Here is a 10,726-nt window from a genome sequence, read left to right as displayed (position 1 = left end):
CGTCGCGGATCTTCACCGCGGGTGACGTCGTCGTCCACGACGGCGAGACCCACACGGCGAAGTGGTGGACGCGGAACCAGGTGCCGGCGTCGTCCCCGTGGGGTCCGTGGGAGGTGACCGCCGGCTGACCGCCTCTCGGTGAGGTTGTGGGCGCACTTCCTGTGGTCGCAAAAAACGCGAAAGCGGCATAGCGGGCCAGGAAGTGCGCCCACAACCGTGGGAGGGTGCATCCGCGGACAGGCCTCCGGGCGAACACCCGGTGGACGGCGGTCCTCCTGGGGGTGGGTCGTCGTCCCATCGCCGCCGGGCACCGGGCCCGGCGCACGACGAGGAGGTCCTCCATGCGCGTCCGACACCGTGCCGTCCAAGCCCTGGCCGCTCTCGCGACCGCCACGGCGCTCGCCGTCGGAGGTGCCGCCGTCGCGCAGCCGGCAACGGCGCAGCCGACCGGTCCGGCCCCCGCAGCGGCCTCCGGGGAGGTGGTGGGTGTCCCCGGCCTGGACGTGGAGCGCTACCTGGGCACCTGGTACCAGATCGCCGCGATCCCGGCGATCTTCGAGCTGCAGTGCCGCAAGGACGTCACGGCCGAGTACACGCTGGTGCGCGACGGGGTCGTCGGGGTCCGCAACGAGTGCCGCACGTGGCTGGGTCGGACCAGCAGCGTCACCGGTGAGGCGAAGGTCCTCAATGCGCCGGACAGCTCGGAGCTGAACGTCTCGTTCCTGAAGATCAAGGACCGCTACCTGCACTTCGGTGGCGCCAACTACGTGGTGGTCGGGCTCGGCGCGGACTACGACTGGGCGGTCATCGGCGACCCCGACCGGTCCAGCGGCTTCGTGCTGTCGCGGACCCCGTCGCTGAACGACGCGCAGCTCGACGCGGCTCGCGACGCCCTCGTCGGCGTCGGGTACGACCCGTGCGACCTGCGCCTGACACCGCAGAGCGACGGGCAGCGCACCCGCGCCCCGCTCTGCTGAGCCGGGCGGCCGGCGTGGCGACCGACGTCGGGCACCACGCCGGCCGCGACCCTCAGGACCGCGACAGCACCAGCGCCGAGCTGTGCCCGCCGAACCCGAACGCGTCGACCAGCGCGTGCCGCGCCGTCGTCGGTCGGGCCGCGGTGACCACGTCGAGACCGACCTCCGGGTCCTGACGGTCCAGGTTGATCGTCGGCGGCACGACGGCGTCACCCCACGCTCCCAGCGCTCCCAGCGCGGCGAGCGCCCCGAGCGGCCCGGACGCGCCGAGCAGGTGACCGGTCGAGGCCTTCGTCGCGGTCACGGGCGGCGGGTCGCCGAACACCGTGCGCAGGGCACGGGCCTCGTTGAGGTCGCCGGCGGGGGTGGACGTCGCGTGGGCGTGCACGAGCCCGACGTCCGACGGCGCGAGGCCCGCCGAGCGCAGCGCGAGCGAGACGGTGCGGGCCTGGTTGCCGGGTTCGCCGCCGACGATGTCGTGGGCGTCCGAGGTCAGCGCCCCGCCGTCGACGGCGCCGAGCAGGCGGGCGCGGCGCGCCCGGGCGTGCTCCTCGGCCTCCAGGACGACGAGCACGGCGCCCTCGCCCATGACGAACCCGTCGCGGTCCACGTCGAACGGCCGCGAGGCACGCTCCGGCGCGTCGTTGCGGGTGGACATGGCGCGCGAGCGCGCGAACGCCGAGACGCAGAGGTCGACGATCGTGGCCTCGCTGCCGCCGCAGACGACGACGTCGGCCTCCCCGGCGCGGATCATCGACCGGCCCGCCAGGATCGCCTCGACTCCCGCGGCGCAGGCGCTGACGGGTGCGCGGGCGCCGGCCCGGGCGCCCAGGTCGATCGACAGCCAGGCCGCGGGCCCGTTGGCCATCACCATCGTCACCGCGTGCGGGCTGACCGCACGGTGTCCCCGGTCGATGAGCCGGCGGTGCTGACCGAGCGTCGTGCCGAACCCGCCGTTGGCGGTCCCCACGGCGACGCCGAGACGCTCGGGCTCCACCTCCGGGGTGCCGGCGTCGGCCCAGGCCTGCCGCCCGGCGGCGAGCGCGAGCTGTTCGCCGCGGTCGAGGCGGCGCAGCTCGCGCACGGCCAGGGCGTCCGCGAAGGAGTCGTCCACGCGGGCGCCCATGCGCACGGGAAGGTCGGCGGGCCAGTCGTCGTCGAGCGGTGCCGCGCTGGTGCGGCCCGCCACGAGTGACGACCAGGTCTCCTCCGCCGTGAGCCCGAGTGGCGTGATCGCCCCGATCCCCGTGATCACCGTCCGCCGCATCGACCTGTCCTCCGTCGCTCCACGACGCGCCGTCCGGCACGCCGTGGCGCTCAGGATGCCCTACCCGCACTTCGTTTGCTAGAGCAAAGGTGCAGGTCAGGGGCGATCGGTCGCGGTCAGGTCTCCAGGGTGGCGGCGAAGGCGTCCAGCACGCGTGCGCTGAAGAGCACGAACCGCACCTCGTCCACGGCGGCCGGGTTCTCCTCGTCCCACGCGCGGACGGCGTCCACCGCGACCCGCGCGACGTCGTCGGCCTCCCACCCGTAGACCCCCGCGCTCACCGCGGGGAACGCGACCGTCCGCGACTTCGCGTCCGCGGCGACCCCGAGGGACGTCGTGAAGCACGACTCCAGCAGGGCCGGGTCGGTCTCGCCGCGGTGCCGGTTCGGGCCCACCGTGTGCACGACCCAGGCGGCCGGCAGGTCGAAGCCCGGCGTCGCGACGGCGTCACCCACGCCCAGCCCGTCGGGGAGGGTGGTGCGCCGCAGCTCCTGGCACGCCTCGAGCAGCCGCGGGCCCGCCGCGGCGTGGATCGCGCCGTCCACCCCGCCGCCGCCCAGCAGCGAGGAGTTCGCGGCGTTGACGATCGCGTCGACCTGGATCTCGGTGATGTCGCCCTGCTCGGCGGTGATGCGCACGGTGCCTCCCGGAGTCGGTCGGGGCTCTCGGCTCCCTCGACGCTACACCCGGGCATCGGATCGGTCAGGCGGGGGCCGGCGTCGGTGCCGCGGTCACCGTCAGCCGTCGTCGGCCGCCGACGTCCAGGTCGAGCCGGGTCAGGTGGTCCCCCCAGACCCGGCTGAGCATCGGGTCGCCCAGGTCCCGGCGCACCGTCGTGGCGGGGACGGCCGGGTCCCAGGTGAGCCGCAGCGCCGTGGCGCCCTCGAGCGGGACGACGACGGCGGCACCCGGCTCGAGCCGCACCTCGCCGGCGAGCACCAGGTGCACGGTGGTCGCGGCCTCGGCCGTCGTCGCTGTCTCCAGCTCCCACGCGTCGTGCACGACGACGGTTCCGGCGTCGCGGTCGATCCGTGCGGTGCGCCGCCACGCCGTCAGGTCGTCGACCGGGTACGCCGCCGCGAGGTCCATCGCCACCGTGGTGCCGCCGTCGGACACCTCGACGTCCCGTGCCCGGAACTCCGCACCCACCCCCTGCTCGACCCCCGCGACGGTCGGCAGGTTGTGCCAGGCCGACCGCATGGTCCAGATCGTGTACCGGTCGGGGCCGAACGTCTGCGCCGTGTACGTCGGGCGGCCCGGGTCGACGACGACGGGCACGCCGTCGGACGCGACGACGAACGACCCGACGTCGCAGTGGTTGTGGGCCTCGGCGTCGTGGCCGCCCTTCACGGCCAGCGTCAGCCCCCGGGCCGAGCCGGGGCTCTCGCGGGCCAGCACGATCTGCACCGAGTCGAGGCGGACCGTGCCGGGCAGCGGGGAGCGGCCGCGGGCGGCGGACCAGGTCGGGTCGACGAGCGCCTGGAGGAGCCGTCCGAGGCCGTCGCCGTCGTCGGCGACGGCGGCCCCGTCGGTGCGGTGGGACGCCGCGTGGGCGAGCGCGTCCTCGTCGCCGGCCCGTCGCGCGGCGCGGTGCAGGACAGCCCAGGCCTGCTCGCGCCAGGGCCGGGCGACGCCGTCGGCCACGTTGACGTACCACTCTCCGCCGAGGTGCATGCGGTGCGGGAACGCGACGGTGGCGTGCAGCGCGGGGACGAGGGGTGCGCCGTCGTCGTGCCGGCCGAGCGCGTCGAGCCGGCCGCCGGTCGCGTGGGCGAGGAGCTCGACGGCCTCGAGCGCCCGCCCGGCGCCGTTCCACCAGTACGAGTAGCCCTCGTCGATCGCGCCGTCGGCGGGCAGCGCGGCGACGAACCTGTCGAGGCCCTCGATCACGAGGTCGACGACGTCGGCGCGCAGTGCGGCCTGGTCCGGCCCGTCGAGCATCCGCAGGGCGCTGACCAGCACCTGGGAGTGGATCCAGGGGTTCCAGTTGTGGACGTCGCCGTCGAGGCCGAGCCAGTGCCAGTCGCGCCGGGCGACGAACGGGTCGAGCACGCGGCGTCGCGTCTCAAGGCGGAGCCGCTCGCGCAGACCGGGGTAGCGGTCGTCGAGCGCGGCGCCGAGCAGGTGGTCGGTCCAGGCGAGCTGGGCGGCGACCTCCGCCGCTCCGAGGTCGAGGACCGGGTCGGTGACGTCGGTCAGCACCCGGCCGCGACGGCGCGCGGAGTCGTCGTGGGCGGGCCAGCACCAGGTCGACTGCTCACAGAGCTGCCACAGGCCGTCGGCGACGGCGTCGATCCACCCGGGCTCGGGTGTCGTCGCCGCGGCGACGACGGCGCGGGTGAGACGGCGGGAGCGGGCGAACACGAGCTGTTCGTGCTGGTCCCGGTCGCCGTCGAGGTGCACGCGCGCCGCGGTGCTGGCCAGCGGGGTGGGCCACGGGTTCGACCGTTCCGCGGCGGCCTGCTCGCGGAGCGCCTGCCGGGTCGGCCGGTCGGCACTGCCTTCCTCGGCCCACACCGACCGCTCCGTCGCCGGCGGGACCGGGAGCGCCGAGTCGGCGGGGCGGAGCAGCTCGCGCAACGCGGCCTGCGCACGCACCGGCGCGAACGCGGCGTGCAGGGGGCCGGTGAAGGTGCCTGTGCTCATGCTGCTCCTCGTCGGGCGGGCCGGCTGCCGACGCTACCGCAGTTGACGCCAGCTGGATGTATCGATTCAATCCGAGGATGGACCACAGCCGCTCCTGGTGGGCAGCGCTCGCCGACCGCATGCTCGCCGCCGTCGACCCCTACCGTTCCGCAGGGGGCGCGCTGATCACGCTGCCCGGTCCGACGGGCGCGAACAGCCGCGAGATCGCCGGCCTCGAGGGCTTCGCGCGGACCTTCCTGCTCGCCGGGTTCCGCCTCGCGGGGGAGCGCGGCGACGACCCCCACGGGTACGCCGAGCGGTACGCCGCCGGGCTCGCGGCCGGGACCGACCCGGGCTCGCCGGAACGGTGGGTCCGCCTCGCCGAGCACGGCCAGGCCAAGGTGGAGGCCGCCTCGACCGTCCTGATCCTTGACATGACCCGGCCCTGGCTGTGGGACCGCCTCGACCCGCTCGTCCAGGAGCAGGTCGTGGACTACCTCGCCGACGCCGTCGGGGACGACACCTACCCACGCATCAACTGGGTGTGGTTCCGCCTCGTCGTCCAGACGTTCCTGCGCTCCGTCGGCGGACCGCACTCGCTCGACGAGATGCGCGCGGACCTCGCCACCCACGACACGTTCGCCCGCGCCGACGGCTGGATGGCGGACGGCCCCGAACGGTCCTTCGACCACTACAACGGCTGGGCGCTGCACACCTACCCGGCGCTCTGGGCGCGGATGGCCGGCGCCGTCGACCTCGCCGCCGAGCGTCGCGACCGGGATGTCGCGACGCTCGACCGGTTCCTCGACGACGCCCTCGCACTCGTCGGCGGGGACGACTCTCCGATGCTGCAGGGCAGGTCGCTCACCTACCGCTTCGCGGCCGCCGCGCCGTTCTGGGTCGGCGCGCTCGCCGAGGTGCCCGGCCACTCCCCGGGCCGGCTCCGCCACGCCGCGTCCGCCGTCGTCGGCCACTTCGCCGACCGGGGCGCGCCGGACGACGACGGCCTGCTCACCCTGGGCTGGCACCACACCTGGCCGCGGATCGCGCAGGCCTACTCCGGGTCCGGGTCGCCGTACTGGGCGTCCAAGGGGATGCTCGGCCTCGCGCTGCCGGCCGACCACCCCGCCTGGACGGAGCCCGCGGAGCCGCTGCCCGTCGAGACGGGGGACGTCCTGCGGGCGGTCCGCGCCCCCGGGTGGGTCGTCAGCGCGACGCGGGACGACGGCGTCGTGCGCGTGGTCAACCACGGCACCGACCACGCGCTGCCCGGCGCCGACGTCGGGGACTCGCCGCTGTACGCGCGGCTCGGCTACTCGACCGCGACGAGCCCGTGGCTCGACGACGCGAGCTGGGACGCCCCGTCCGACCAGTCCGTGGTGCTGGTGGACGCCGCCGGCCGGGCGACCCACCGTGCCGGGTTCGAGACGCTCGGCGACCCGCGGGTCCGCGACGGGTTCGGCGTCGCGGGATCCACGGGGCCGGCGCGCTGGATGGACCTCGAACCCGGCCAGGCCGACCACGGCTCGGGGCGGCGTGGCGCGTCGAGCGTCGCCGGCGTGCTCACCGTCGTCTCCCTGGTCCGCGGTCCCTGGGAGGTGCGGTGGGTGCGCGTCGAGTCGGTGCCCGACGGCGGTGCCGCGGCCGCGCTGCGCGTGAGCGGGTGGCCGGTGGTCGCCGGGGACGGGCTGGTCTCGCGCCTGACGCCGCTGCTCGGCCGGTGGGACGCCGAGGAGCTCCGCGGTGACGACGTGAGCCCGCTCGGTCGCGACGCCCGCGTCCCGGTGCTGGCCGGACCGGTCGTGGTCGGGGAGTGGGTCGCCGTGCTCGTCACGCTGCGGGGCGCCCGGGCCGGCGCGGCCCAGGGGGAGGCGGGCGTCGACCTCGACGGGACCACCGCCGTCGTGCGCTGGCCCGACGGGACCCGGACCCGCACGCCGCTCCCCACCCCCTCGACGTAGGCAAACCCTCCGCGAGGTAGGCGACCTTCCCGCGAGGTAGGCGTCAGCCGGCGAGAGCCTTGCGCTCGTCCGGCATCAGGATCCAGAACACGATGTACGCGAGGAACTGCGGGCCGGGGATGATGACCGACAGCGCGGTCAGGAGCCGGACGAGTCCGCGGCTCCAGCCGAAGTAGTCGGCGACGCCGGCGCACACGCCGCCGATCATGCGGCCGTGGCTCGGGCGGTACAGCTTGCGGGGTGCGGTCTGAGGATTGCTCATGCCTCGACAGTAGGCACGACGGCGGTCGTCCGGTATCCGGGGATCCCCCGGTTCGACCCCGAGCGGCCGCGAGCGACCCCGAGCGATCGGTCGACGCGTCAGGCGGGGCGCGCGACGAGGTGCTCGGGCACGAGCTCCTCGCCGTGGACCCCGTCGAGGAGCTCGGCGTCGATCGGCGTCCCGCGCCGCAGCACGCTGATCGCACCCGTGGACTCGAGCAGGGCGACGGCGACGTCGTCGTACCGGTGGATGCCGGCGAGCCGCAGCGTGGAACGCAGCTCACGGTCGGCCACGTGGGCCCGCCGGAGCTGGTCGGGAAGGACCTTGCCGTCGGCCATCAGCACGATCGGGTTCATGGTGATGGCCCGGGACCCGAACGGGCGCACGATCAGGGCACCCGCGATCGACTGCAGCGCGATGAGCGTCCCCATCGCGACCAGCCCGCCGCCGAGCACCGCGACGTCGCCCAGCGCCGCGCGCCCCAGGATCGCCCCGAACGCGATGATCGCGACCAGGTCGTAGTTCGACATCGCCCCGAGCATCCGCTGCCCGATCACCCGCACCAGCAGCATCATCGCCAGGTACATGCCGGTGGTCGCGAGGACGACGGCGAGCGCCTCGGTGGGGGTGAGCCAGAGCAGGTCGCTCAGGGACTGGTCGAACATGGCGGGAGTCTTCCTCGATGCGGCGTGGGTCCGGGTTCGAGGATGCCACGTGCTCGGCCGGTGTCGGCGGACGTCTCAGACGAGCGAGACCCGTCGCTTCCAGGAGTGCAGCGACCAGACGACGCAGCCCACCGCGGTCAGCAGGAGGGCGGGGAGGAAGCCGATGGGCATGACGTCGGCCGGGCCGGTGCTGCCGGCGCTCATCTCGGCGAACAGGTCGAAGGTCTCGAGGGTGAGCCGGTCACCGCTGAATCCGACGGCGACGGGGACGGTGGCGAACGAGACGAACGTGATCACCTGGACGACGACGTAGGTCGCGACCCAGACGAGGATCGGTCCACCCACGCCGAGGCGGTTCAGCGGGGCCTGGCTCCCGACGGAGGCCGCGAAGAAGTACTGCGTGGGCCACACCAGGACCAGCGCGGCGACGGTCGCGAGCACGGCGGGGACACCCCACCCCGGTGCGAGCTCGGCCAGGGTCGACCAGCCCTCGCGCAGCGACGCGAGGATCGGCTGCTCCTGGCCGGTGCCGCGCATGATCAGGGCTCCGGCGGGCAGAGCGATCGCGAGAGCGACCACGACGCCGACCAGGGAGACCAGCCAGGCCCACAGCATCTTGGCCCAGTAGATCGTGGTGCCCTTCTGCGGCAGCGTCTGGGTCAGGTAGCCGCCGCGGCCGAAGCCGGAGCGCCAGAACTGCGCGGCGAGGAGGACCTGGGCCAGAGGGACGAGGAGGAACGTCGACATCAGTGCGACGCTCTCGCCGAGGACGGCGATGACGGGCCAGCGTGTGGCGGCGAGGAGGGCGCCCGCGAGGGTGATCACGGCGGAGATGCCGACGACGACCCCGAGCATCGCCCGGGTCTGGAGGAACTCGTGCTTGAGCAGGGTGATCATGAGCCGTACACCTCTCGGAAGATCTGCTCCAGGCTGGCGCCGTGCTCGGCGCGCAGGTCGTCGACGTCGCCGGTGAGCAGTACGCGGCCGTGCCGCATCATCACCACGGAGTCCAGGGACGTCTCGAGGTCGTGCACCAGGTGCGTGGCGACGACGAGCAGGGAGTCGGCGTCGAGCATGTGCAGGATGCCGTCGAGGATGCTCGCCCTGGCGGCTGGGTCGACGCCGGAGATGGGTTCGTCGAGCAGGTAGACCTGGGCGCGGCGGGACATCGCCAACGAGATGTGCGCCTTCTCCTGCATGCCCTTCGACATCTCCTTGAGCCGCATCGCGGGGTCGAGACGGAAGTGGGAGAGGAGGGCTTCGGCCCGGGCGCGGTCGAAGTCGGGGAAGAAGTCGTCGAACAGATCGAGGCAGTAGCGCACGCGGGCCCGTTCCGGCAGGGCGCTGCGGTCCGGCAGGTACGACACGACAGCCTTGCTCTGCGGCCCGAGCCGGTGACCGGCGATCCGGACCTCGCCGTCGTGGTCGGCGTACAGGCCGGCGAGGGTCTTGAGCAGGGTGGACTTGCCGCACCCGTTCTCACCGAGCAGGCCGACGATCTGCCCGGCGGGCAGGTCGAGGTCGAGGCCGTCCAGGGCGGTGCGGCGGCCGTAGCGGACCGTGAGGCCGCGGACGCTGACGAGTGCGGCGTCGTCGGTCATGGCGGGGTCACGCTCCTGCCGCAGGGTCGGTGTGGTGGTCATGCCATCGCTCCTCGATGAGTCGCTGCGCCTGGGTGGAGGTCATGCCGAGGCCGCGGGCCCGGCGGACGAAGCCGTCGACGGCGTCTCGGGCCAGTTCGGCGCGCAGCGCGTCCACCCGGTCGGTGTCCGCCGTGACGAACCGACCCGCGGTGCGTTCGGACCGGCACACGCCCTGGCGTTCCAGCTCGGCGAGGGCCCGCTGGACGGTGTTGGGGTTGACGCCCAGCTCGCCCGCCAGGTCCCGGACGCCGGGGATGCGGCTCCCGGTGGGCCAGGCGCCGGTGACGATCCGGCGGGAGAACTCGGCGACGAGCTGCCCCCAGATCGGCGAGCCGGTGTCGAACTGCATCCGCTCCCGCCTCTCTGTATTAGTTGCTTAATACAGTGACACATCGCGCCGATCAAGGTCAACCGGTCGCTGCAAGGGCGCGCCGTGCCGCGACATGATCGGGGCATGAGGCGCACGGTGGCGTTCCTGGCCTGCACGACGGCGCTCGCGGCGGGTTGCGCCGGCCCGGGCGCGCCGGGCACCGGGGACGGCAGCGGCGAGGTCGTCTACTCCTGCCGGGGCGAACCCGTGCCGGCGGCCGCGCTGGACGAACGACGCTCCGTCGAGTCGCTCGGCGAGGAGGGGCGTGCCGCGCTCGACGGCGCCGAGGTGCCGGCCGTCGACCCTGCGGACTGGTGGGTGGTCGCCGAGCCGCCGGAGCGGCTCGCGCTGATCCGCGAGCTCGACGCCGTCGACGACCGTGGTGCCGGCGACGTGCGCACCCACGAGATGCTGACCGTCGACAACCTCGACGAGCATGCCTTCGACCCGGTCGAGGGCTGGATGATGGGCTCGTTCGGGACGTGCGCGCTGCGCCGCGACGTCGGCGGCGAGGTCGCGACGGTGACCCTCGACCCGGACCGCCCGCCGGACCCGACGTCGCGTGAGCTGAACCTGCTGGTCACGGAGATGTCGTGCAGCTCCGGCGAGGGCGCCGCGGGCCGCGTGCGGGTGGTCGAGCAGCGAGAGACGACGACGGCGGTCCGGCTGACGGTCGTCGTCGACCCGCGCGGCGGGGACCACAGCTGCCCGTCCAACCCTGCGACCCCCTACGTCGTCGAGCTGGACGAGCCGCTGGGGGAGCGGGTGGTCCTCGACGCGGCCGTGGAGCCGCCGCCCGAACTCACGATGCCGGACGCGGCGGCGCCGTAGGACAATGGGCGCACGGTCCTGGATCCGCCCTCCGGTACCGTAGATGGACGTCCAGCGGTACAGTAGAACTCTGGCGAGCGGTTCAGTAGAGGTCTGCGAACAGGAAGGCGTCGATGGCTGACCAA

At 74.2% G+C, this 10,726-nt stretch carries 12 protein-coding genes; 4 read left to right on the top strand and 8 right to left on the bottom strand.

What is annotated here, in order from left to right:
• Positions 1–8 precede the first annotated feature (8 nt).
• Positions 9–128, top strand: a complete 120-nt coding sequence (locus tag HDG68_RS17685; RefSeq protein ID WP_425483775.1) for a carbohydrate-binding protein — start codon at positions 9–11, stop codon at positions 126–128.
• Positions 129–341: 213 nt separating this feature from the next.
• Positions 342–977 (top strand): lipocalin family protein, encoded by a 636-nt coding sequence (locus HDG68_RS16495; RefSeq protein ID WP_172153748.1) that lies wholly within the window; start codon positions 342–344, stop codon positions 975–977.
• Positions 978–1,029: 52 nt separating this feature from the next.
• Here HDG68_RS16495 and HDG68_RS16490 read toward each other — a convergent pair whose 3' ends face one another.
• The 3 genes from HDG68_RS16490 to HDG68_RS16480 form a co-directional block, all read right to left on the bottom strand.
• Positions 1,030–2,244, bottom strand: a complete 1,215-nt coding sequence (locus tag HDG68_RS16490) for a beta-ketoacyl-[acyl-carrier-protein] synthase family protein (protein WP_172153747.1) — start codon at positions 2,242–2,244, stop codon at positions 1,030–1,032.
• 116 nt (positions 2,245–2,360) lie between these two features.
• Entirely contained in the window at positions 2,361–2,882 is a 522-nt protein-coding gene (locus HDG68_RS16485; RefSeq protein ID WP_172153746.1) for an O-acetyl-ADP-ribose deacetylase, read from the bottom strand.
• 64 nt (positions 2,883–2,946) lie between these two features.
• Entirely contained in the window at positions 2,947–4,890 is a 1,944-nt protein-coding gene (locus tag HDG68_RS16480) for a heparinase II/III domain-containing protein (protein WP_172153745.1), read from the bottom strand.
• Positions 4,891–4,967: 77 nt separating this feature from the next.
• Between HDG68_RS16480 and HDG68_RS16475 the strand changes: the two genes are divergently transcribed.
• Positions 4,968–6,830 carry a DUF2264 domain-containing protein gene (locus HDG68_RS16475; RefSeq protein WP_172153744.1) on the top strand — a complete coding sequence of 621 codons (1,863 nt, stop codon included), beginning with the start codon at positions 4,968–4,970 and terminating at the stop codon, positions 6,828–6,830.
• A 43-nt stretch (positions 6,831–6,873) separates the two neighbouring features.
• Here HDG68_RS16475 and HDG68_RS16470 read toward each other — a convergent pair whose 3' ends face one another.
• The 5 genes from HDG68_RS16470 to HDG68_RS16450 form a co-directional block, all read right to left on the bottom strand.
• On the bottom strand, positions 6,874–7,092 hold the full coding sequence (locus HDG68_RS16470) for a PspC domain-containing protein (protein ID WP_172153743.1): 219 nt from the start codon (positions 7,090–7,092) through the stop codon (positions 6,874–6,876).
• 98 nt (positions 7,093–7,190) lie between these two features.
• Entirely contained in the window at positions 7,191–7,757 is a 567-nt protein-coding gene (locus HDG68_RS16465) for a DUF421 domain-containing protein (RefSeq protein ID WP_172153742.1), read from the bottom strand.
• A gap of 75 nt (positions 7,758–7,832) precedes the next feature.
• Complete coding sequence (locus tag HDG68_RS16460; RefSeq protein ID WP_172153741.1) at positions 7,833–8,654, bottom strand: hypothetical protein; 822 nt, start codon at positions 8,652–8,654, stop codon at positions 7,833–7,835.
• The gene (locus HDG68_RS16455) at positions 8,651–9,400 is read right to left on the bottom strand and encodes an ABC transporter ATP-binding protein (protein ID WP_246254249.1); all 750 of its coding nucleotides are present in this window, start codon (positions 9,398–9,400) and stop codon (positions 8,651–8,653) included. Before HDG68_RS16455 ends, HDG68_RS16460 begins: the two co-directional genes overlap by 4 nt.
• Entirely contained in the window at positions 9,366–9,749 is a 384-nt protein-coding gene (locus HDG68_RS16450) for a GntR family transcriptional regulator (RefSeq protein WP_172153740.1), read from the bottom strand. The genes HDG68_RS16455 and HDG68_RS16450 overlap by 35 nt, the downstream gene beginning before the upstream one ends.
• Before the next feature lie 105 nt (positions 9,750–9,854).
• Between HDG68_RS16450 and HDG68_RS16445 the strand changes: the two genes are divergently transcribed.
• Positions 9,855–10,601, top strand: a complete 747-nt coding sequence (locus HDG68_RS16445; protein WP_172153739.1) for a hypothetical protein — start codon at positions 9,855–9,857, stop codon at positions 10,599–10,601.
• The last annotated feature ends 125 nt before the right edge of the window (positions 10,602–10,726 follow it).

It is taken from the genome of Isoptericola chiayiensis, assembly GCF_013149805.1.
Taxonomy (GTDB): Bacteria; Actinomycetota; Actinomycetes; order Actinomycetales; family Cellulomonadaceae; genus Isoptericola; species Isoptericola chiayiensis.
Note: the sequence above shows the minus strand (reverse complement) of the source record. Positions and strands in the feature narration are given on the sequence as shown.

Coding starts and splice junctions, on each gene's coding strand:
- HDG68_RS16495 (WP_172153748.1), top strand. CDS start 342: ATGCGCGTCCGACACCGTGCCGTCCAAGCCCTGGCCGCTCTCGCGACC.
- HDG68_RS16490 (WP_172153747.1), bottom strand. CDS start 2,244: ATGCGGCGGACGGTGATCACGGGGATCGGGGCGATCACGCCACTCGGG.
- HDG68_RS16480 (WP_172153745.1), bottom strand. CDS start 4,890: ATGAGCACAGGCACCTTCACCGGCCCCCTGCACGCCGCGTTCGCGCCG.
- HDG68_RS16475 (WP_172153744.1), top strand. CDS start 4,968: ATGGACCACAGCCGCTCCTGGTGGGCAGCGCTCGCCGACCGCATGCTC.
- HDG68_RS16470 (WP_172153743.1), bottom strand. CDS start 7,092: ATGAGCAATCCTCAGACCGCACCCCGCAAGCTGTACCGCCCGAGCCAC.
- HDG68_RS16465 (WP_172153742.1), bottom strand. CDS start 7,757: ATGTTCGACCAGTCCCTGAGCGACCTGCTCTGGCTCACCCCCACCGAG.
- HDG68_RS16460 (WP_172153741.1), bottom strand. CDS start 8,654: ATGATCACCCTGCTCAAGCACGAGTTCCTCCAGACCCGGGCGATGCTC.
- HDG68_RS16455 (WP_246254249.1), bottom strand. CDS start 9,400: ATGACCACCACACCGACCCTGCGGCAGGAGCGTGACCCCGCCATGACC.
- HDG68_RS16450 (WP_172153740.1), bottom strand. CDS start 9,749: ATGCAGTTCGACACCGGCTCGCCGATCTGGGGGCAGCTCGTCGCCGAG.
- HDG68_RS16445 (WP_172153739.1), top strand. CDS start 9,855: ATGAGGCGCACGGTGGCGTTCCTGGCCTGCACGACGGCGCTCGCGGCG.